The following is a 21,893-nucleotide window of genomic DNA, read 5'->3' on the forward strand; positions in this document are numbered from 1 at the left end:
CCTGATTGGCTGGTTTTAGGGGCTTACGGTCGGTTCGTTCCCCGAACTCCCACCATGGAGGCCTCGTGCCCGACCGTCTGCTCCCGCTGTTCCCCGCCCACCCGGGCGGCCGCTCCCCGGTGACCTGCGAGTACCGCTGCGGCAACGCGTGCGCCCACCCCGAGGCCAACGAGTCCCGCAACGAGTACTTCGGCGACGTCGTCAAGGACATCTCCCGCCGCCGGGTGTTCAAGGCCGGCGCCGTGATGGCCGCCGCCGCGGGCGGGTTCGCCGCCCTGTCGGGGACCGCGGCCGCCGCACCCGTTCAGAAGCCGCAGTCGCGGCCGGTCCCCGGCACCGACTTCGACCCGGTGCCGCCGAACAAGCTCGACCAGGTCAGCATCCCCGCGGCCTACGACCAGCGCGTCGTCGTCCGCTGGGGCGACCCGGTCGTCGCCGGCGCCCCGAAGTTCGACTTCACCAAGCAAACGGCGGCCGCGCAGGCGAAGCAGTTCGGCTACAACAACGACTTCGTCGGCCTGATCCCGCAGGACCCGCTGGGGCTAGCGAACCTGCTCGTGGTCAACCACGAGTACACCACCGAGGTCCACATGTTCCCGGCCGGCCAGTACGACCCGGCGAACCCGACCGAGGAGCAGGTGAAGATCGCCTGGGCCGCGCACGGCCTGTCGGTGCTGCTGACCCGCCGCGATCCGGTCCACGGCGGCCTCGAGGTCGTCCCGAGCCGGTACGGCCGCCGGATCACGCTCGACACGGTCTTCGAGGTCCGCGGCCCGGCCGCCGGGTCGAAGTACCTGAAGACGTCGGCCGACCCGAGCGGGCGCAAGGTCCGCGGCACGCAGAACAACTGCTCCGGCGGCGTGACGCCGTGGGGCACGGTGCTCTCCGGTGAGGAGAACTTCGACCAGTACTTCGCCAACTCCGACAAGGTCACCGACCCGGTCGCGGCCGCGCGGCTCAAGCGCTACACCGTCGGCACCGGCACGAGTACCCGCAAGTGGGAGCGCTTCGACAAGCGCTGGGACGTCTCGCAGGAGCCGAACGAGCCGAACCGCTTCGGCTGGGTCGTCGAGATCGACCCGAACGACCCGACCTCGACGCCGGTCAAGCACACCGCGCTCGGCCGGTTCAAGCACGAGGCCGCGAACATCAAGGTCACCGCGGACGGCCGGGTCGCCGTCTACTCCGGGGACGACAGCCGGTTCGAGTACATCTACAAGTTCGTCTCGAAGGGCAAGTACAAGCCCGGGAACAGCGCGCACGCGCGGCGGCACAACTCGGCGCTGCTCGACGAAGGCACGCTGTACGTCGGCCGCTTCACCGGCGACAGCCCGGCGGCGGAGATCGACGGCACCGGCAAGCTGCCGGCGGACCACGAGTTCGACGGCACCGGCGAGTGGATGCCGCTGGTCAGCGGCGACAAGTCCTTTGTGGACGGATTCACCGCCGAAGAGGTCTACGTCTTCACGCGCCAGGCCGCCGACAAGGTCGCCGCCACGAAGATGGACCGCCCGGAGGACATCGAGCCGAACCCGGTCAACGGCCGGATCTACGCGGCGCTGACCAACAACACCGATCGTGGCGCGGCGGGCAAGGCCGGCGTCGACGAGATCAACCCGCGTGTCAACAACAAGAACGGCCACATCCTGGAGTGGGAAGAGGACCGCGGCGACGCGGCGTCGACGCGCTTCTCCTGGCGGCTGCTGCTGGTCTGCGGCGACCCCGTCGCGGCCGACACCTACTTCGGCGGCTTCGACAAGAGCCAGGTCAGCCCGATCTCGTGCCCGGACAACGTCGCCTTCGACCGGCACGGCAACCTGTGGATCGCCACCGACGGCAACGCCCTCGGCGCGAACGACGGCCTGTTCTCGGTGCCGGTGACCGGGCCCGAACGCGGCCACGTCAAGCAGTTCCTCTCGGTGCCGATCGGCGCCGAGACGTGCGGGCCGGTCGTCACCGATCACCTGGTGCTCGTCGCGGTGCAGCACCCGGGCGAGAACGCGGCGAGCTCGGCGAACCCGACGTCGCACTGGCCCGACGGTGGCACCGCGCAGCCGCGGCCGTCGATCGTCTCGGTGTGGAAGAAGGGCCGCTTCGGGCTGCCCGGCCGCATCGGCGAACGCTGACGCGCCGGGCCCGCGCCGGCCGAGGTTCACTCTTAAGTGGACGGTTCTCGGCCGGTGCGGGCCCCGGCCTCGCGCCATAGTCGAGGCATGGTCCGTTCGGCACGCGTGGTGGCAGTGGCGGTCGTGGCGCTCTCGGGAGCGGTCGTACCCGCGGCCGCCGCGGATCCGCCGCCGGCGTGCGGCGGGATCGCGGCGAACCCGAGCGTCGAGGAGACGGCGCGCAACGGCGCCCCGGACGGCTACGTCTTCACCCCGGCGGCGCCGGTCCCGCCCGGCACTCCGGCCGCGAAGGCGCCGAGGCTGCTCACCGAGCAGGCGTTCGCCGTCGACGGGCGGCGGTCGGCGGTGATCCAGACGCCGGACGGCAAGGCCAGCACCGCCACCTCGACCGAGAAGTTCGTCCCCGGCGGCGTGTACACGCTGAGCGTCTCGACCGGCTCGTACGCGCCGGGTGCCGGACCGGCGACGGGCTTGCGCTTCTACGACGTGACCGGCGCCCAGGTCCAGGAGACCAAGCTGGTCGCCGACCACGACGCCGGCGACGGCCACCTCGCGAAGCAGGACTTCCCAGCGGCGACGGCCCCGGCGAAGGCGGCGTCGGTGCAGTTCTTCGCCACGACGAGCGCCGAGCGGCTGCGCTGGGACTGCGTCGGCCTCCAGCTCGCGGCGTACTCGGTGAAGAAGGAAGTGCAGAACCCGGCGACCGGCGCGTGGGGCCCGTTCGCGACGGTCACCGCGGGCGAGACCGCGCACTACCGCGTCACCGTGGCGAACGAAGGCACGCAGGACCTGTCCGGAATCGCCGTCCAGGACCCGTGGTGCAGCGGATCGTTCGAGCCGTTCGCGCTGGCCGCGGGTGCGACCAAGCAGCTGACCTGCGACCACCCGAACCTGACGGTGGCCGACACCGGGCACGTCAACACGGCGAAGGTGACGGGCGTGCACTATCCCGGCGGCACGCTGGGCGACAAGACGGCGTCGGCGACGATCACCGTCCTGCCGCCGCCCGCGATCGCGAAGATCGGCGACTTCGTCTGGGCGGACCGCAACCGCGACGGGATCCAGGACCCGGACGAGCCGGGCGTCGCGGGGGTCAAGGTGACCCTGAAGGACGGCGCGGGTGGCACGGTCGGCACCGCGACCACGGACGCCGGCGGCAAGTACGGCTTCGACAAGCTGAAGGACGGCACCTACCAGGTGTGTTTCGCGGTCCCGGCGGACTACACGGTGACCCGCAAGGACGCGGCGGCCGACGACCGTGACTCGGACGCGGACCCGGACGGCTGCACGGCCCCGCGCACGCTGGGCGGCACGGCGCGCGAGGACTTCACGGTGGACATGGGACTGGTGACACCGACGAACCGGATCGGCGACTTCGCCTGGTCGGACACCAACGGCAACGGCCTGCAGGACGCGGGCGAGCCGGGCCTGGCCGGGGTGAAGGCGGTGCTGAACAACGGCACGAGCGTCGTCACCGGCCCGGACGGCGCCTACGCCTTCACCGGCCTGGAGGACGGCACCTACCAGGTGTGCTTCACGGCCGAGGGCAAGCACCCGACGGTGAAGGACGCCGGAGACGACGCCAAGGACTCCGACGCGGACCCGGCCACGGGCTGCGCCGACCCGCGCCGGCTCGGCCCGGGCAAGCGCGACGACCAGACGGTCGACGCGGGCTTCGCACCCGCCTAGCGGAATTCACCGGCGCGGCTCGCTCCCGCAGGACCGGCCGCTCCACCGCGTGGCCGATGCGGGGTTTCGCTCCCCGCCTAGGACTGCCGGGGCGGCCCGGCGCGGAGCCGCCGGGCCACCCGCCGCCCGGCCGTTACGGTGGGGGCATGACGGATCTTCCCCTCGCCCTCGTCACCGGTGCCTCCCGAGGGATCGGCGCGGCGGTCGCCCACCAGCTGGCCCCGACCCACCGTCTCCTGCTCGGCGGCCGGAACGCCGACACCCTGGCCGCGCTGGCGAAGGAGCTCCCGGGCGCGAAGCCGTGGCCGGTCGAGCTGACGAACCCCGCGTCGCTCGCCGAGGCCGTCGCGGGCATCGACTCGCTCGACGTCCTGGTCCACTCGGCCGGCGTTGCGCGTCTCGGCCGCATCGAGGACGCGGACGCCGAGGCGTGGCGGGACAACTTCGAGGTCAACACCCTGGCCGTGGTCGAGCTGACCCGCCTGCTGCTCCCCGCCCTGCGCGCGGCCCGCGGCCACGTGGTCGTGATCAACTCGGGCGCCGGCCGCACCGCCCGCCCGGGCTGGTCGCCGTACGCGGCGAGCAAGTTCGCCGTCCGCGCCTTCGCCGACGCCCTGCGCGAGGAGGAGCCCGAGATCCGCGTGACATCCGTCTACCCCGGCCGCACCGACACCGACATGCAGCAGGAGATCTTCAAGGGCGAAGGCCGCGACTACGACACCTCGCACCTGCTGAAGGCCGACTCAGTGGCGACCGCGGTGGTGACGGCGGTGTCCGCCACCCCGGACGCCCACCAGACGGAGGTCATCCTCCGCCCGCGCTGACCAGGCCAGGCCCCCGCCCTTCCCTGGGGGGCGTGCCCATGCCCAGTCTACCGACGGTGGCGGACAAAACGGACTCGTCGCGGCTGGCGGCCCGGAGTTGTCCACATCCGCGCGAGGCTGTGGATCAAGCCCGCAGCCGGGCCGCGGTCTCGGCCACCCCGGCCTGGACCTTCGCGCGGTCCACGCGAAGCGACTCGCCGTCGGCGACGACCTGCTCGCCCGCGACCCACACGTCCCGGACCCGGCGGGACCCGGCCGCCCAGACGAGGTTCGACAGCAGCTGCACGTCCGGCACGTCCACGCCGCACGCGAACGCCGGGTCGTCCAGGTCGATGTGCACCAGGTCGGCCCAGCGGCCCGGCTCCAGCGCGCCGATGTCGGTCCGGCCCAGTGCCGCCGCGCCGCCGCGGGTTGCCAGCAGGAAGACGTCGGCCGCGGTCAGGACCGTCGAGTCACCCGTGGCCAGGCGGGCGAACATCGCCGAGAGCTGCAGCTCTTCCCACAGGTCGATGTCGTCGTTGGACGCCGGGCCGTCGGTGCCGAGGCCGACCGCCACGCCAGCCGCGCGCAGGTCCGCGATCCGCGCGATGCCCGAGGCCAGTTTCGCGTTCGAACCCGGGCAGTGCGCCATGCCGACGCCGTGTGCCGCGAACAACGCGATGTCCGCGTCGGACAAGTGGATCGCGTGCGCCGCGAGCACCCGGCCGTCCAGCATGCCCAACTTGCCGAGCAAGGCCGGTACCGAACCGTGCTTGGCACGCACATCCGCGTCTTCGGCGGCCGCCTCGGCGACGTGGATCTGCACCAGCGCACCCCGGGAAGCAGCCGACTCCGCTGTCGCCCGCAGGCCTTCTGAAGAGAGCATGTACGCCGAATGCGGGCCATAGCCCAGCTCGATGCGGTCGCCCGGGCCGAAGCGGAGGCCGTCGGTGTCGATCCAGCGCTCGATCGCGGCCAGCTGGGCGCGCCAGTCGAGGCCCGGCAGCTCCATCACCGGCGGCGCGACCAGGACCCGGCCGCCCGTCGTGAGGACCGCGTCGACCAGCTGCTCGCCCTCGAAGTACATCTCGGCGCTGGTCGTGACGCCGTGTCGCAGCATCTCGACCGAGCCCAGCAGCATGCCGGTACGGACGTCCTCGGGCCGCAGCTTCGCTTCGGCGGGCCAGATGATCTCGTTGAGCCAGGGCAACAGCGGCAGGTCGCCGCCCATGCCGCGCAGCAGCGTCATCGGGCTGTGCGCGTGCGTGTTGACCAGGCCGGGGAGCAGGATGCCGGTCAGGGTGGTGACCGGTGCGGCGGACTCGGGGGCGGTGGCCGCCGGTCCGCAGTGGGAAATGCGCCCGTCGGCGTCCACATCGACGACCGCGTCACGCAGGAGCGAACAGGACGCGTCGGCGGGGAGAACGACAGGGGCGTGGAAACGGCGTTGCATCTCTGGATACTACGCACCCTGGATTACGAGACGACTCCACTCCGCCACGCCCACGCGGCGATCTCCACGCGGTTGCGCGCGCCGATCTTGCCCTGCACGGACGCCAGGTGCGTCTTCACCGTGGACAGCGACAGGAACAGCTCCGCGCCGATCTCGGTGTTCGTCAGCCCGCGCGCCGCGGCCTGCACCACGTCCATCTCGCGTGCCGTCAGCGGCTCCGAAGGCGGCGCCACCTGCGAACGGGTCGTGCCGCCGTCGAAGTGCTTGAGCAGCCGGACGGTGATCTGCGGCGAGACCAGCGCGTCGCCGCGGTCGGCCGCGCGCACCGCCTCGATCAGCAGCGCCGGGCCCGCGTCCTTCAGCAGGAAGCCGGACGCGCCGTTGCGCAACGCCGTGTGCACGTACTCGTCGAGGTCGAACGTGGTGACCACGACCACCTTCAGCGGGTCGCTCACGTCCGGCCCGGCCAGCTGCCGGGTGACCTCGAGCCCGTCGAGGCCGGGCATGCGGATGTCGAGCAGGCAGACGTCCGGGCGCAGCTCGCGGGCCTTCGACACCGCCGAGACGCCGTCCGCGACGTCGGCGACGACCTCGATGTCGTCGTGCGACTCCAGGATCATGCGGAAGCCCATCCGCACCATCTCCTGGTCGTCGGCGATCAGTACCCGGATCACTCGTCCCCTTCCCCGGCGGCCAGCGGCAGCCACGCTTCGACCCGCCAGCCGCCGTCCGGGCCCCGCCCGGCCGACAGCCGTCCCTTGAGCAGCGCGACGCGTTCACGCATGCCGACCAGACCGTAGCCGCCCGATCCGCCGGGCGGCCGGCGCGCCGTCTCGTGCCCGTTGTCCGTCACCCGCAGGTGGAGTTCGTCGCCGTTCACTTCGGCCAGGACGAACGCGTCCGTCGCGTCGGAGGCGTGCTTGCCGACGTTCGTCAGCGACTCCTGGACCAGCCGCAGCGCCGAGCGGCCGACCTCGTGCGGCAGGTCCGGCGGCAGGTCGAGGTGCATCGACGTCGGCACGCCGTGGTTGGCGCTCTCGACCAGCTTCCGCAGGTCGGCGCCGAGGTCGGTGGTGGCCTGTTCGCTGAACTCGCTCGACCCGGCCGGCGCGTCGCCGCGCATCGAGCGGACCAGCCGGCGCATCGCCGCGAGCGCCTCGACCCCCGCGTTCTCGATCCGGCCCATCGCCTCGACCGCCACCTGCGGGTTCTTCTCGGCCATCAGCCGCGCCGCCTGGGCCTGCACGACGATGCCGGTGACGTGGTGGGCGACGACGTCGTGCAGCTCGCGGGCCAGCGCCATCCGCTCGGCGGTCTGCGCGTCGGCCACCGCCGACTTGACGACCGTGGTGCGTTCGGAGTCCCGCGAGCGCAGCATCAGGCCGGTGGCGATCGAGATGCCGAGCAGCAGCACCGCCGGGACCGCCAGCGTGGAGAGGACCTGCGGGTCGGTCTGCAGGCCGCCCCGCCGGTCGGAGTTGATGATCGACGCGAGCGCGACGACGGCGGAGAGCACGCCGATCCGCGGCCACGACTGGCTCAGCCCGCGGGCCCTGGTCAGGTTCACCACCGCGCCCACCCCCGCGGCGACCTGCACGAACGGCACCCCGCTCGGCATCGGGTAGGCGTAGCGCAGGTGCAGGAACGGGGTGATGAGCGCGGACAGCAGCAGGACGCCGGCGAGGGCGAGCATCGCGTCCGCGGGCCGGCGCGGCGACAGCACCGCGACGACGGCGGCGGCGACCGAGCAGAACAGCACCGGGAACCCGCGCGCGCCGCTGTCGTAGGTGTAGCCGAACTCGATGAGCAGCCCGATGGCGAGCACGCCCATCAGCACCCACTGGCCCATGGCCAGCTCGTTCAGCTTGCGCAGCCGCCGCTTCTGCTGGTCCGACCGCGGGCTGCGGTCCCGGGCGGCGACGGCGGGCACCACGGCGCCGGCCAGCAGCACGACCCCGACCAGCAGCGCCTGGGTGCCCGTGCCGCCGTCGATCTCGCCGATGCCCGCGTACCGGCCGAAGACCGCGACGAGCCCGCCGGCGACCAGGACGCTGACCACGCAGAACGCCACGCCCGCCCGGGCCCGGCGGGCCACGTAGTAGGTCATCAGCACGCCCGCGACGACTTCGGTGATGGTCACCTTCGGCAGCACGCTGGAGTACGGCGGGATGTGGAAGGCGTGGATGAAGAGGGTGGCGAACACCAGCACGCCGGCGCCGACCGTGCCGGCGACGGCGGCGCGCTTCTGCGCCCACAGCGCGCACGCCGCCATCGCGAAGATGCCGGGGAACAACCCGAAGTCGACGAAGCGCGGTCCGTTGTCGTCGAGCGCTGCCTGCGTCGTGAAGACGACGTCGAACAGCAGCGCGGCGAACAGGACGGCCGAAGGCACGCCGATGCGCCGCACCAGGGCGGTGGCGCGGGCGTACAGCGTTTTCGGCGGGGGCGCGGCGGTCACAACGTGACGTTAGAGGATTCGCCCCGGTTCGCACCTTGGCCGAGTGGTCCGCGCTCCCTCGGCCGATCGGCCGATGCTGCACCGGGCGTGACTGGCCGTCTGCCCGAAGTGGACACCCGGTGATCTCCGCGAAGCTCGTCGGCATCGAGATCCGAACCGACAGGGAGAACGTGGTGGACCCGAACACTCCACAGTGGACGAATGGGCCGGTGCTCTCCGGCCGTGGGCTGGTGAAGCGCTACGGCGCGCAGTACGCCCTGGCCGGCATCGACATCGACATCCAGCCGGGGGACGCCGTCGCGATCGTCGGGCCGTCCGGCTCCGGCAAGACGTCGCTGCTGCACGTCCTGGCCGGCATCCTCCGCGCCGACGACGGGCAGATCTTCCTGGCCGGGCAGCGGATCGACCACCTCGGCGAGAAGAAGCGCAGCGAGCTGCGCCGCACCGAGTTCGGCTTCGTCTTCCAGTCGGGGATGCTGGTCGCGGAGCTGTCGGCCGAAGAGAACGTCGCGCTGCCGTCGCTGCTGGCCGGGCTCGGCCGCAAGGAGGCCATCGACGCCGGCCGCCAGTGGCTTTCGCGCCTCGGCCTGGCCGGCAAGGAGAAGCGCCGCCCCGGCGAGCTGTCCGGCGGCGAGGCCCAGCGCGTCGCGATCGCGCGGGCGCTGACCCACCGGCCGAAGGTGATCTTCGCCGACGAGCCGACCGGCGCGCTCGACACGCGCACCGGCCGCGACACGATGGACGCCCTGCTCGGCGCCGCCCGCGAGACCGGCGCCGCGGTGATCGTGGTGACCCACGACCGCGAGCTGGCCGAGTCGATGCCGAAGACCGTCGCCATCCGCGACGGCCTGATTGCGACGAGGCTGGCGGCGTGAACTCGCTCCAGATCGCCCTGCGGGTGCTGAAGGTCGATCGGCGGACCCGGACGTCGGCGATCCTCACCGCGGTCGGGGTGGCCGTCGCGACCGGGCTGGTGCTGCTGCTGGCGACGCTGCCGTTCGCCACGCAGAACCGTGAGCAGCGCGCACTCTGGCAGGGCGAGGACTACTACAGCCGCGACTCCGACGCCCCGGCCAAGCTGCTGTACTCCGCCTCGAAGGACTACTTCGACGGCAAGCAGATCGTCCGGGTCGACATCGCGCCGGCGCCGGGCGCCACCACCGCGGGCATCGAGCTGCCGCCGGGGCTGCCGCAGCTGCCGGGGCCGGGCGAAACGGTCGTCTCGCCCGCGTTGGGGCGCCTGCTGCAGAGCCACTCCGCCGCGGAACTCGGCGACCGGTTCGGCAAGCCCGTCGGCGCGCTCGGCGAGGAGGGTCTCAGGTTCCCTGAGCAGCTCGTCGCGCTCACCGGGCACACGCCGGACGCGATGCCGGAGAACTCGGCCAAGGTGGCGGGTTTTCCGAGCGGGAAGGCCCGCCCGGACCCGCTGCTCATGCTGTTGTCCTGGGTCGGGATCATCGTCCTGCTGGTGCCGAGCCTGGTGCTGGTCGCGTCGTCGGCGCGGCTGACCGCGGCTCGGCGGGAGCAGCGGCTGGCCGCGCTCCGGCTGGCCGGGGCGACGCCGGGGCAGGTCACCAACATGGTGGCCGCCGAGACGACGTTGTCCGCGGGCATCGGTGCCGTGCTCGGCCTGCTGATCAGCCCGGCGCTGCACGGCCTCGCGTCGTTCGTGCCGTGGGCCGGGGGCACCTGGCTCGCGTCGGACTTCGCGTTGCCGGTCGGCCTGACGGTGTTCATCGTCGTGGCGATTCCGGTGCTGGTGGTGCTGGCCGGGATCCTCGGCCTGCGCCGCGTGCTCAAGAACCCGCTGTTCGCGACGGGCGGCCACACGAAGAAGCCGTTGCACTGGTGGCGGCTGCTGGCGCTGCCCGCGGCCGGGCTGTTCTTCCTCGTCGCGGTGACGACGGCGAAGGACTCCGGCGGCATCACGATGGTCATGGCGGGGCTGTTCCTGCTGGTCGGCTCGGCCGCGATCGTCGGGCCGTGGGTGACGTCGGCGGTGGGCGGCACGTTCGTCCGGATCTGGCGGCGGCCGTCGTCGCTGCTTGCCGGCCGCCGCCTGCGTGACGACCCGAAGGGCGCCTACCGCGCCTCCGCCGGGATCGTGCTCGCGGTGTTCGCCGGGTCGATGGCGCTGACGCTGCTGCCGACGTTCGAGTCGATGGTGGGCGGCGGCCGGTCCTTCCAGGACTCGGTGCTCTACGCCGACACCGACGCCCAGCACGCGGGCAAGATCGTCGAGCAGGCCAACGCCTCGCTGCAGAAGTACGGGCAGTCCGAGCGGGCGGTCGCCGTCGGCGAGGTCTACCTGGTCCAGGGCGAGGGCCGGACGCGCAACGGCAACCGGGCGCTGGTGATGACCTGTGCCGACGCCGTCAAGCTGACCCGGTACGGCCTGACGCCGGCGAACTGCACCGGTGGTCCGGCCGTCTTCGGGGAAACGCAGCTGGACCTGGCGAACTACAAGATCGCCACCGAGTGGGAGGGCCCCGCGGTGGCCGTGACCTCGGGTACGCGGGCCGAAGCCGTGCCGCCCCGGGACTCGGACCTGTCCAGCACGCTCATCATCGACCCGGCCGCGGTGCCTGCGGGCGTCACGCCGAAGTACGTCACGGTGGTCGCGCCGACCACCGACGCGAACCGCGAGATCGTCCGGACGGCGCTGGCCGGGCCGGCCGCGGGTGAGGAGATCGGCAGCCGCGACCAGTACCTGTACAACCAGCAGACCGAGCTCGGCGATCTGCGCCGCGTCACGGTGATCGGGCTGGTCGCCGCGGGGATCCTGGCCGGCTGCAGCGCCGCGGTCACGACCGCGGGCTCGGTGATGGACCGCCGCCGGACGTTCGGGGCGCTGATGGCTGCCGGCACGCCGGTGCGGGTGCTGGCGAGGGCGCTGCGGATGGAGGCCGCGCTGCCCGCGCTGGTCGCCACCATCGGCGCGGGAATCGTCGGGGTACTGGTCGGTGTTGGGCTGTACAGCATGGTCGATCCACGCGGGATCGTGCTGAGTCCGTGGCTCCTGGCGCCGGTGGTGCTGGGGATCGGGGTGGCCGTGCTCGGCGCGTCGGTCTGCACGCCCGCCCTCAAGCGGGTCCAGGCCGAGCCGCTGGCCGACGAATAGGACGTTCGCCCCTCTGTCGGGGGAGGGGCGAGCACCGGGGGTACAGAGGGAGGTCGTGAGTGCGTAACGGTGTTAGAACACTGTTACGCACTCACGACCGCTTTTCGAAGATCAGGTCGTGCGAGACGCGGCCTTCGACGTCGGCGCGCTGCTCGAACTTCGTCACCGGCCGCCACTCCGGCCGCGGCGCCCAGCCGTCGTACCGGTTCTTCAGCGCGGGTTCGGCGGAGCAGACCTCCAGCATCTGCTCGGCGTAGTTCTCCCAGTCGGTCGCCATGTGGAAGGTGCCGCCGGGCGCGAGCCGCGACGCCACGAGCGCGGCGAACGACGGCGAGACGATCCGCCGCTTGTGGTGCTTCTTCTTCGGCCACGGGTCCGGGAAGAACAGCCGGACGCCGTGCAGCGTCCCCGGCTCGACGTGCTCGGTCAGCAGCACGACAGCGTCGCCGTGCAGCAGCCGGAGGTTCTCGACGCCCAGCTTTTCGGCGCGCAGCATCAGCTGTCCGAGGCCGGGGTCGTAGACCTCGACCGCGACGTAGTTCAGCTCCGGCGCGGCGGCGGCCAGCTGCGACGTCGTCTCACCCATGCCGGAGCCGATCTCGATCAGCACCGGCGCCTCACGGCCGAACCACTCGGTGAAGTCCAGCTTTCCGTCGGGCAGTTCACCGACCGTGCGGCCGAGCTTCGGCCACAGTTCGTCCCACGCGCGTTGCTGCCCGACGGTCATCCGGCCACCGCGCTTCACGTAGCTGACGACGCTGCGCAGCCGGGGCTGGTCCTGGTTCTCCACCCACCGAGGCTAACGAACGGCTTCGAGCTCCCCGAGACGCGACCGCAGTCCCGCGAGCCCGGCGATCGCGATCGGGTTCGGCGTCCGGCCGCTGTGGGCCGGCAGGACGTCGATCCAGCCCGGGTGCCGGTCGGTGTTCATCACCGTCGTGGGAATCGCGTGTCCCGATTTCCCGCGTTCGGACGGCATGAACTCCCAGTAGCCGGACTCCCCGTCCGCCGCCCACGGGACGAATTCCCAGCCCGGCCGCCTGCCGAGCAGCTGCGCGATGCGGTCCTCGACGCGGAACCCCTGTTCCCGCGAATCCAGCTTCCCGTCCGCGATCGCGCGGAGCCACCACGGCGCGGGGATCGGCCCCGCCATCCCGGCCGAGGCGCGGAACAAGGCCAGGACGGTGTCTTCGGGCGCGCGGTGCACCCACGCCCGGCGGAGTTCGGCGGGCGTCGCCGCCGTCATGGCGGCCTGCGGGAGCTCGATCGCCCGGGACCATTCGAGGTCCAGCATGGGCTCGAGCCGGGGAGCGTCGTCTTCGACGCGGGCGCGGGGAATCGTGTTGCCCAATTCTTGACCGGTGTTCACCGTCAAGGATCACCTCCAGGGGAGCGCAGACGGTTCCGGTGCTCACTTACGAATATTGCCTGGTCATAGCAGTATGTCCGGACCCTGTGAGAGAAGCCACAGCCATTTCATCTCGTCTTAACAAGAATTTTTTGCGGGCTGAGACCGCGGTCACGCTCAGGCGTCGCGGCGGGCCGTCACGATCACCCCGGCCGCGAACAGGGCGACGCAGACCGCCGCGAAGTAGCCGAGGTAGCCCCATGGGCCGAGCGGTGCCGGTGGCAGCTGGAGCGCGCCCGCGCCCAGCCCGCCGGCGCCGACGAACTGGTCGGCCGCGTGGAACGGCATCCACTGGTAGATGTGCTTGCCGGCGCCCGGGATGAAGACCACCACGCCTTCGAGCACCTGCGTCCACACGAGCACCACCGTCAGGGCGAACGCGACGCTGCGCAGCAGCAGGGCCACGCCGACGCCGGCCACCGCGGCCAGCAGGAAGACCAGGCTCTGCCCGAGCACCGAACGCCACTGCGCGCCGGAGTGCAGCGCGAGGTCGGCGTCCGGCTGCACCAGCGTCGCCAGGCCCCACGAGCCGAAGCCGACGACCAGCCCGAGCCCGGCGCCGACCGCGCCGACCACGACGACCTTCGCCAGCAGCGCGGGCACGCGGCTCGGCACGGCCTGGAACGTCAGCCGCATGGTGCCCCAGTTGAACTCCGACGCCGTCGCGAGGATCGCGAGGACGACCAGCACGGTCCGGCCGTTGCCGCTCGCGAGCTGGGTGTTGCCGACCGTCGGCGGGATCTCCGGCCCGGCCAGCGCGAAGAACAGCGCGGTGAAGCCGAGCGGCGCGGCGAACGCGAGGGCCAGGCACCACCACGGCGCGCGGGTGCTGAAGAGCTTGATGCGCTCGGCGCGCAGCAGGTTGGCGGTCGTGCTCATCGGGCGGCTCCCGCGGTGAATTCGGTGGCTTCGCGGGTCAGGTCGAGGTAGGCCTCTTCGAGCGAGCCGGTGATCGGGCTCAGCTCGTGCAGCGTCGCCCCGGCGTCGAACGCGAGCTGCCCGATCCGGTCACTGTCCAATCCGGACACCACGAAGGCGCCGTCGGCCTCGGTGAACTCCGCCTGCCCGGTCAGTGCGACCCGCAGCTCGGCCGCGTGCGGGGTGCGCACGCGCACGCCGTGCCGGCTGGTCTGCGCGACGAAGTCGTCCATCGTGCCCTGGTAGATCAGCCTGCCCCGGCCGATCACGATCAGGTCCTGGGCGGTCTGCGCCATCTCGGGCAGCAGGTGGCTGGAGACGAAGACGGTCCGGCCCTCGGCGGCCAGCGTGTGCAGCAGCTGGCGGATCGAGGCCATGCCTTCGGGGTCGAGGCCGTTCACCGGCTCGTCGAAGAGCAGTACCCGCGGGTCGCCGAGCAGCGTCGCGGCGATCCCGAGCCGCTGCAGCATGCCGAGCGAGTACTGCCCGGCGCGGCGTCCCTCGGCGCTCGTCAGCCCGACCAGGGCGAGCACCTCGTCGACGCGCTTCTCGGGGAGGCCGTTGGTCGCGGCCAGCCAGCGCAGGTGGTCGCGCCCGCTGCGGCCGGGGTGGCGCCAGGTCGCGTCGAGCATCGCGCCGACCGTCCTGAGTGGATCTTTCAGCTGCCGGTACGGCACGCCGTCGACGAGGACCGTGCCCGCGTCGGGCGTGTCGAGGCCGAGGACCAGCCGCATGGTCGTGGACTTGCCGGCGCCGTTCGGGCCGAGGAAGCCGGTGACGCGCCCCGACCGCGCGGTGAACGTCAGCTCGTTGACCGCGGTCGTGGCGCCGTACCGCTTGGTCAGTGCGTTCGCTTCGATCACCGGAGGAGCCTATCGGGAAACGGGAATCCGGGTCGCCCCCCGACAGCGCGACCCGGATTCCCGTTTTCCCCTTATCCCCCTTTATGCGTCCCGCTTCTTCGCAACCCCGAGTGCGACGAGCAGGAACACGACCGCGATGCCGGCGAAGTACGCCAGCGCCCACCCCGGGCTCAGCGGCGAGTCCGACGGCGCGGGGCCGTCGACGACCGCCGAGCCGCGCAGGAACTTGTTCGCCACGTTGAACGGCAGCCACTCGTGGATGGTGTGCCCGATCTTCGGGATCAGCTGCACCAGCTCTTCCACGGCCAAGTAGTAGATGAGCAGCAGGGCGATGGCACCGGCGCTGTGCCGGACGAGGATCCCGAGTGCCACGGCGAGCACGGCGCTGACGGCGAACACCGGGCCGAGGCCGGCGACGTTCATCCAGTCCTGCGCCGTGTGCAGGCCGATGCCGTCGTGCGGCCGCATGAGCATGCCGAGGCCCAGCGCGCCGAACGCGGCGAGCTCGCCGATGACCAGCGCCACGACCGCGACGACGATCGCCTTGGCGACCAGCGCCGGCGAGCGGTGCGGCACGGCCTGGAACGTGGTGCGGATGGTGTTGAAGCGGTATTCGGTGGTCACCGCGAGCGCGGCGAGCACCATGACGACGGCGATGCCGAACTGGGAGCCGCCGAACTGGGTGGCGGACAGCGTGAGCTGCGAGTCGGACGGCGTCGCGCCGGCGATGATGGCGGCGAAACCGATGGTCAGGGCCAGGGTGATGAGTGCGCACCACCACGGCGAGCGGGTGCTGAACAGCTTGATGCGTTCGACCGCGAGTAAGTTCATGATCTTGGATTCCCCGGTTACTTGGCGGACTCGAGCACGTGCTGCGCCTCGGCGTCGAGGCCCGTGTGGTACTCGACGGAGTCGCCGGTGATCTGCATGAAGGCCTGCTCGAGCGAGCCGGTCTGCGGGCTCAGCTCGTGCAGCACGATCCGGTTCGACGCGGCGATCTCGCCGATCTTGTCGCTGTCCATCCCGGACACCACGAGCGCGTTCTCCTCGTCGGCGACTCCGGCGCTCGCGCGCTGCAGGACCTGGCGCAGCTCGGCCAGTTGCGGCGAGCGGACCTTGACGGTGTTCTCCGCGGCGCGGGAGACGAAGTCCGTGGTGGAGGACTGCGAGATCAGCTGCCCGCGGCCGATCACCACGAGGTTGGTCGCGGTCAGCGCCATCTCCGACAGCAGGTGGCTCGACACGAACACGGTGCGGCCTTCCTCGGCCAGCCGGTGCATGAACTTCCGGATCCAGAGGATGCCCTCCGGGTCGAGGCCGTTCACCGGCTCGTCGAACAGCAGCACCTCCGGGTCGCCGAGCAGGGCGGCCGCGATGCCGAGGCGCTGCGACATGCCGAGCGAGAACCCGCCGGCGCGCTTGCCCGCGACGCTGGTGAGGCCGACGACGTCGAGCACCTCGTCGACGCGGGCGGCCGGGATGCGGTTGGACTTCGCCATCCACAGCAGGTGGGCGCGCGCCGAACGGTTGGGGTGCACCCACTTCGCGTCGAGCAGCGCGCCGACGGTGCGCAGCGGTTCCTTGAGCTGGTGGTACTTCTTGCCCCCGATGGTGACCTGGCCGCCCGTCGGGTTGTCCAGGCCCAGGATCATCCGCATGGTGGTGGACTTGCCCGCCCCGTTCGGGCCGAGGAAGCCGGTGACCTGACCCGCGGCCACGGAGAACGACAGGTTGTTCACCGCCAGTGTCTTCCCGTACCGCTTGGTGAGGCCGGTTGCCTCGATCATGACTGCTCCTCTTCCGCCCCTCGCTTACGACGTGTTCATCGTCGCGGGTCGGAGCCGGTTCGCGCGTCACCCTGCAGGCCGAACCGCGCCCCCTACCTGGGTAGTACCTTGCTGGCTCTTCGGCCGATGCGCGATGGGTGATGACCCTGACCCGACCCTGATTCGCGCCTATTAATGAACTGTGATTCAATAATGGCGTGGCCCGGCCGAGGAGCATCACCGACGAGCGCCTGCTGGGTGCGGCGGAGACCGTGATCGGCCGCTGTGGCCCCGGTTTCACGCTCGCGCAGGTGGCGGCGGAAGCGACCGTCTCGGTCGGCACGGTCGCGCAGCGGTTCGGCTCGAAGAGCGGCCTGCTGCAGGCCATGAGCCGGCGGGCCACCCGGCGGGCGGTCGAGCACATGCGGGCGTGCGCCGAGCGGGCGGACGACCCGGTCGACGGCCTGCGCGCGGCGGCGGTGTCGGTCTACGCGGTGCTGGGCGACGCCGAAGAGGCGGCGAACCACCTGGGCCAGCTCGGCGTGGACATCGGCGACCCGGTGTTGCGGTCGCTGCTGGGCGAGCACTTCACGGCGGTCGAGGACGAGCTGCGGCGGCTGGTGCGGGCGGCGGCTTCGTCGTTGCCGCACGCGCCGAGCGTGCCGCGGGCGGCCAGGGCGGTGCTCGGGGTCATCAACGGGGTGTCGATCGACTGGTCGATCCGGCCGCACGGGCGGCTGGCCGACCGGCTGGCGGAGGACGTCGACGCGGTGCTGACCGCGTGGCGGGGACGGGAGGACTCATGAGTTTGCAGGGCAAGGTAGCCGTGGTCACGGGAGCGACCCGGGGCTGCGGACGGGCGATCGCGGTGGAACTGGGCCGCGCGGGCGCGACGGTGTACGTCACCGGCCGGACGACGCGCGAAACGGCGTCGCCGCTGAAGCGCCCGGAGACGATCGAAGAGACGGGTGAACTGGTCGAGGCGGCGGGCGGTCGCGCGGTGGTCGTCCGCTGCGACTTCACCTCGGTGTCCGATGTGGACGTCTTGAAGGCACGCATCGAGTCCGAAGTGGACGGAATCGACATCCTGGTCGACGACGTCTGGGGCGGCGACATGTACTTCCACTTCGACGCGCCGTTCTGGGAGACACCGCTCGAAGACGCGCTGAACCTGACGCACAACGCGCTGGACACCCACCTCATCGCGTTGCACAAGCTGCTGCCGCTGGTGGTCGCGCGCCGCGGTCTCGTGATCGAGGTGACCGACGGCGACAACGACGACTACGTCGGCGCGGGCATCCCGTACTACCTGGCCAAGTGTGGCATCCGCGCGCTCGGCCGGGCTTTGGGCGTGGAGCTGAAGAAGAACGACAGCGTCGGACTCGCCGTGACGCCGGGCTTCCTGCGGTCGGAGTCGATGCTGGACCACTTCGAGGTCACCGAGGACACCTGGCGCGACGCGGTCGGCAAGCTCGCGCCGGTCGACTTCAAGATCTCCGAGACGCCGTACCTGCTCGCCCGCGGCGTCGCCGCCCTGGCACAGGATCCGGACGTCGCGCGGTTCGCCGGCCGGACGCTGGCGTCCTGGACGCTGATGAAGGAGTACGACTACACCGACGTCGACGGCGACCGCCCGGACTTCGGCCGCTGGCTCACCGAAGTCCGCAACGCGGGCAAGGACCCGGCGACGACTCCGCCGGACGACTACCGCTAAGCGAGGCCGGGGCGGGCGAGACCGGTTTCGTAGGCCAGCACCACGGCCTGCACCCGGTCCCGCAGCTCCAGCTTCGCCAGGATCCGCCCGACGTGCGTCTTCACCGTCGCCTCGGAGAGGAACAGTGCCTCGGCGATCTCCAGGTTCGACATGCCCTTGGCGATCAGCACGAGCACCTCGCGCTCGCGGTCGGTGAGCACGTCCAGCTCCGCGGTGTCCCGCATCGGCGCGCCACCGGTGCCGACGAACCGGTCGAGCAGCCTCCGGGTCACCGACGGCGAGACCACCGCGTCGCCCGAGGCGACCGCCCGCAGCGCCGACACGAGGTGGCCGGGCTGGGTGTCCTTGAGCAGGAACCCGCTCGCGCCGCCCTGCAGCGCCGAGTAGACGTACTCGTCGAGGTCGAACGTCGTCATCACCAGCACGCGCGCGGTGCCGGCGGCGACGATCCGCTTCGTCGCCTCGACGCCGTCGAGCACCGGCATCCGGACGTCCATCAGCACGACGTCGGGGCGCAGCTCCTCGGCCATCTTGATGGCCTGCGCGCCGTCGCCCGCCTCGCCGACGACGTCGATGTCGGCCTGCGCGCCCAGCACCATCCGGAACCCGACGCGCATCAGTTCCTGGTCGTCGACGACCACGACACGGATCACTTGTCCAACCTAACCGGCAGGGCCGCGCGGACCTGCCACCCACCACCTGGAGCCGGGCCCACGTCCAGGGTCCCGCCGTACACGTGCGCGCGTTCGCGCATGCCGATCAGGCCGTTGCCGCCCGGGAGCCGCTGCGCGGCACCGGTCGCGGCCAGCTGCGGGATCCGGCCAGCGCCGTCGTCGGACACCAGCACCTCCACCAGGTCGCCGGTGCGGTGCACCCGCACCGCCGCGGTCGCGCCGCGGCCGGCGTGCTTGAGCGTGTTCGTCAGCGACTCCTGGACGATCCGGTAGATCCCCAGCGAGACGCCGGCGGGCAGGTCGCCGAGGTCGTCGGTCTCCAGCTCCACCGGCACGCCGGCGGCGCGCATCCGGTCGGCCAGCTCGGCGAGGGCGTGCGCGTCCGGCTGCGGGACGCGGGGCTCGCCGTCGGCGTCGTCGCTGCGGAGCACGTCGAGCAGGCGCCGCAGCTCGCCGAGCGCGCCGCGGCCGGTCTCGGAAATCGTTTGCAGGGCCCGTCGGGCGAGTTCCGGGTTGCTCTCGATGGCGTACGACGCGCCGTCGGCCTGCACCACCATGACGCTGACCGCGTGCGCGACGACGTCGTGCAGCTCGCGCGCGATCCGCCCGCGCTCCTCGGCCACCGCGATCCGGGTGGCCTGGTCCCGTTCGGTCTCGAGCAGGTGCAACCTGGCCTCCACTTCCACGTCGTAGGCGCGCCGGGCCCCGACGAACTCGCCGAGCGTCCAGCACAGGGCGATGCCGAACACGAGGAACACGATCGCGAGGAGGAGCTCGTCGTCCGGCGGGGCGAACGCCAGCTGCACGGCCGACGAGACGACGACCGCGCCGACGAAGATCAGGCCCTGCCGCCGGCCGGCGTAGACGACGACCGAGTAGAGGCTCATCGCCAGCCCGGCGGCGCTGCCGACGCCGAGCATCAGCGTCGCGTGCACGACGCTGACCACGAGCACGGCGTAGGCCGACCACAGCGGTGACCTTCGCCGGAACACCAGCGGCGTCACCATCGCGATGTTGACCGGCACGGCGACGTACCACGGCGGCAGCTCCGGCAACTCGGCGAACTGGTCGGCGACGAACAGCAGCAGGTCGACCAGGCCGAGCAGGACGGCGAGCACCGTGTCGCCCGCCATGGGGTGGGCGCGCATCCAGAGGCTCAGCCGTCGCACCACACAACACTAGGTCGCGGGGCGGAGAACGCGCGTCGGTCGGCGGTACCACCTTCGGTGCGACCTGTGGATGAGGTGCATGGCACGATTCACCGGGGTTGTCCGTACGACCGGGGAGGGCTGGGGGCCGTGACGTCACCGGAGCAGGGCCGGCTCGCGGGTCCGCTGTCGATGTCGGTGGCCAACCTGTGTCACCGCCTGCAGTCCCAGGTCTCCGCGCGCACCGCGGCCGGCTTCGCGGAGGTGCTGCGCCGGCTCGGCGCGCCGCTGCAGGTGGCCGTCGCCGGGCGGATCAAGTCGGGCAAGTCCACGCTGGTCAACGCGTTGATCGGGCGCCGGGTCGCGCCGACCGACATCGGCGAGTGCACGCGACTGGTGACGCGGTTCCAGTACGGCACGGTCGACCGCGTCGAGATCGTCTTCACCGACGGCCGCAAGCAGGTGCTCCCCTTCGCCGCCGACGGGATGATCCCGGCGGAGCTGGGCGTCGACATCGAGCAGGTGTCGCACATCGAGGCGTACCTGACCAACGCCGTCCTGCAGGGCATGACCGTGATCGACACCCCCGGCCTCGGCTCGCTCGACGCCGCTTCGGTGTCACGCACCGAGCAGCTGCTGGGCGCCGCGAAGCACGCCAAGGACGACGACGGCTCCGACGAGCTGGACGACACTTCGCGCAACGCCGTCGCCGGTGCCGAGGCCGTGCTCTACGTCGTCACCCAAGGCGTGCGCGCCGACGACCAGCAGGCCCTCGCCGCCTTCACCGCGGCCACCGCGAGCCGCGAGGCCGGCCCGGTCAACGCCATCGCCGTGCTGAACAAGGCCGACACCATCGCGCCGGAGTCGGTCGAAGGCTCCGGCGGCGACGTCTGGAAGGCCGCGACGCTGCTCGCGGAGAAGCAGGCCTCGACGCTGAAGCCGCGCGTCGCCGACGTGCTGCCGGTGATCGGGCTGATCGCCGAGTCCGCCGAGTCCGGCAGCTTCACCTCCGCCGACGCCGAGGCGCTGCGGCAGCTCGCCGACCTCGACGACGACGTCCTGCAGACCATGCTGATCTCCGCCGACATCTTCACCACCTGGGAGTGCGACGTCCCGTCGGGCACCCGGCTGCGGCTGCTGGAGAAGCTCGACCTGTTCGGCGTCTCGCACGCCGTCGAGGCGCTCCGCAAGGAACCGGAGATCACGGCGGGTTCGCTGCGGCGTGCGCTGCTCGACGCGTCCGGACTGGAAGCGGTGCGGCAGCGGCTGTCGGTGGTGTTCGCCGCCCGCGCCGACGGCATCAAGGCGGCCGCGGCGCTGGCGTCGGTCACCGCGCTCGCGCACGCCTCGGGCGACCCGGCCGAGCGCCAGCGCGTCCACGACGCCATCGAGGTGCTGCTCGCCAAGCCCGAGGCCCACCAGCTGCGGCTGCTGGAAGCCCTGACGCTGGTCGCGTCCGGCGCGGTCGACATGCCGGAGGACCTGTCGGAGGAGGTGCTGCGGGTCGGCAGCAACGCCGACATCGGCGCTCAGCTGGGCAAACCCGGCGCGCCGCGGCCGGAACTGGCCGCCCACGCCCTCGAACGCGCGGGCTGGTGGCGCTCCTTCGCGTCCTTCGGCGCGACGCCCGCGCAGAGCCGCGTCGCGCACGTCGTGCACCGGGCCTACTTCTTGATCTGGCAACAGGTCCGCGAGGCCTAGAACCCGAGTTTGTTTCTCCTTGCCGACTTCGCCGGAGCGGCGGCTCTTCCC

General features: G+C 71.9%; 19 protein-coding genes. 8 read left to right on the top strand and 11 right to left on the bottom strand.

The annotated features are described in order from the left end of the window. Positions 1–65: 65 nt before the first annotated feature. The 3 genes from OG738_RS11880 (at position 66) to OG738_RS11890 (ending at position 4,639) form a co-directional block, all read left to right on the top strand. Complete coding sequence (locus OG738_RS11880; RefSeq protein ID WP_329053612.1) at positions 66–2,126, top strand: PhoX family protein; 2,061 nt, start codon at positions 66–68, stop codon at positions 2,124–2,126. Between the two features lie 87 nt (positions 2,127–2,213). Continuing rightward, the gene (locus OG738_RS11885; protein WP_329053613.1) at positions 2,214–3,815 is read left to right on the top strand and encodes a DUF7850 domain-containing protein; all 1,602 of its coding nucleotides are present in this window, start codon (positions 2,214–2,216) and stop codon (positions 3,813–3,815) included. A gap of 146 nt (positions 3,816–3,961) precedes the next feature. Continuing rightward, positions 3,962–4,639 (top strand): SDR family oxidoreductase, encoded by a 678-nt coding sequence (locus OG738_RS11890; protein ID WP_329053614.1) that lies wholly within the window; start codon positions 3,962–3,964, stop codon positions 4,637–4,639. A 124-nt stretch (positions 4,640–4,763) separates the two neighbouring features. Here the strand turns inward: OG738_RS11890 and OG738_RS11895 are convergent, their stop codons facing one another. Genes OG738_RS11895 through OG738_RS11905 form a run of 3 tightly spaced genes read right to left on the bottom strand, consistent with a single transcriptional unit; the run spans position 4,764 to position 8,529 of the window. Further along, on the bottom strand, positions 4,764–6,071 hold the full coding sequence (locus OG738_RS11895) for an amidohydrolase family protein (protein ID WP_329053615.1): 1,308 nt from the start codon (positions 6,069–6,071) through the stop codon (positions 4,764–4,766). 23 nt (positions 6,072–6,094) lie between these two features. Further along, positions 6,095–6,745 (bottom strand): response regulator transcription factor, encoded by a 651-nt coding sequence (locus OG738_RS11900; protein WP_329053616.1) that lies wholly within the window; start codon positions 6,743–6,745, stop codon positions 6,095–6,097. Continuing rightward, entirely contained in the window at positions 6,742–8,529 is a 1,788-nt protein-coding gene (locus tag OG738_RS11905) for a sensor histidine kinase (RefSeq protein ID WP_329053617.1), read from the bottom strand. The genes OG738_RS11900 and OG738_RS11905 overlap by 4 nt, the downstream gene beginning before the upstream one ends. Positions 8,530–8,702: 173 nt before the next feature. Between OG738_RS11905 and OG738_RS11910 the strand changes: the two genes are divergently transcribed. Together OG738_RS11910 and OG738_RS11915 are read left to right on the top strand one after the other, a co-directional pair. Then, a complete protein-coding gene (locus OG738_RS11910) occupies positions 8,703–9,404 on the top strand; it encodes an ABC transporter ATP-binding protein (RefSeq protein ID WP_329056668.1) in 702 nt (233 codons plus the stop codon). After that, the gene (locus OG738_RS11915; protein WP_329053618.1) at positions 9,401–11,650 is read left to right on the top strand and encodes an ABC transporter permease; all 2,250 of its coding nucleotides are present in this window, start codon (positions 9,401–9,403) and stop codon (positions 11,648–11,650) included. The genes OG738_RS11910 and OG738_RS11915 overlap by 4 nt, the downstream gene beginning before the upstream one ends. A 91-nt stretch (positions 11,651–11,741) precedes the next feature. Here the strand turns inward: OG738_RS11915 and trmB are convergent, their stop codons facing one another. The 6 genes from trmB to OG738_RS11945 all read right to left on the bottom strand — a co-directional run bounded on the left by trmB (position 11,742) and on the right by OG738_RS11945 (position 16,626). Beyond that, positions 11,742–12,440, bottom strand: coding sequence for a tRNA (guanosine(46)-N7)-methyltransferase TrmB (trmB, locus tag OG738_RS11920; protein ID WP_329053619.1), 699 nt, complete (start codon positions 12,438–12,440; stop codon positions 11,742–11,744). Between the two features lie 9 nt (positions 12,441–12,449). After that, complete coding sequence (locus OG738_RS11925; protein WP_329056670.1) at positions 12,450–13,001, bottom strand: hypothetical protein; 552 nt, start codon at positions 12,999–13,001, stop codon at positions 12,450–12,452. Positions 13,002–13,175: 174 nt separating this feature from the next. After that, entirely contained in the window at positions 13,176–13,937 is a 762-nt protein-coding gene (locus OG738_RS11930; RefSeq protein ID WP_329053620.1) for a hypothetical protein, read from the bottom strand. Continuing rightward, positions 13,934–14,839 carry an ABC transporter ATP-binding protein gene (locus OG738_RS11935; RefSeq protein WP_329053622.1) on the bottom strand — a complete coding sequence of 302 codons (906 nt, stop codon included), beginning with the start codon at positions 14,837–14,839 and terminating at the stop codon, positions 13,934–13,936. Before OG738_RS11935 ends, OG738_RS11930 begins: the two co-directional genes overlap by 4 nt. An 81-nt stretch (positions 14,840–14,920) precedes the next feature. Then, on the bottom strand, positions 14,921–15,670 hold the full coding sequence (locus OG738_RS11940) for an ABC transporter permease (RefSeq protein WP_329053623.1): 750 nt from the start codon (positions 15,668–15,670) through the stop codon (positions 14,921–14,923). A 17-nt stretch (positions 15,671–15,687) separates the two neighbouring features. Then, positions 15,688–16,626, bottom strand: a complete 939-nt coding sequence (locus OG738_RS11945) for an ABC transporter ATP-binding protein (protein ID WP_329053624.1) — start codon at positions 16,624–16,626, stop codon at positions 15,688–15,690. A 197-nt stretch (positions 16,627–16,823) separates the two neighbouring features. Between OG738_RS11945 and OG738_RS11950 the strand changes: the two genes are divergently transcribed. Continuing rightward, positions 16,824–17,411, top strand: coding sequence for a TetR/AcrR family transcriptional regulator (locus OG738_RS11950; protein WP_329053625.1), 588 nt, complete (start codon positions 16,824–16,826; stop codon positions 17,409–17,411). Continuing rightward, entirely contained in the window at positions 17,408–18,319 is a 912-nt protein-coding gene (locus OG738_RS11955; RefSeq protein WP_329053627.1) for an SDR family NAD(P)-dependent oxidoreductase, read from the top strand. Before OG738_RS11950 ends, OG738_RS11955 begins: the two co-directional genes overlap by 4 nt. Here OG738_RS11955 and OG738_RS11960 read toward each other — a convergent pair. Then, positions 18,316–18,972, bottom strand: a complete 657-nt coding sequence (locus tag OG738_RS11960) for a response regulator transcription factor (protein ID WP_329053628.1) — start codon at positions 18,970–18,972, stop codon at positions 18,316–18,318. The genes OG738_RS11955 and OG738_RS11960 overlap by 4 nt on opposite strands. Continuing rightward, positions 18,969–20,141 (bottom strand): sensor histidine kinase, encoded by a 1,173-nt coding sequence (locus OG738_RS11965; protein ID WP_442875937.1) that lies wholly within the window; start codon positions 20,139–20,141, stop codon positions 18,969–18,971. The genes OG738_RS11960 and OG738_RS11965 overlap by 4 nt, the downstream gene beginning before the upstream one ends. A 192-nt stretch (positions 20,142–20,333) precedes the next feature. Here OG738_RS11965 and OG738_RS11970 point away from each other — a divergent pair, with 192 nt between their 5' ends. Further along, positions 20,334–21,842: a dynamin family protein gene (locus OG738_RS11970; protein ID WP_329056674.1), complete on the top strand. Its 1,509-nt coding sequence runs from the start codon at positions 20,334–20,336 to the stop codon at positions 21,840–21,842. Positions 21,843–21,893: the final 51 nt, after the last annotated feature.

Source organism: Amycolatopsis sp. NBC_01488 (genome assembly GCF_036227105.1).
Taxonomy (GTDB): domain Bacteria; phylum Actinomycetota; class Actinomycetes; order Mycobacteriales; family Pseudonocardiaceae; genus Amycolatopsis.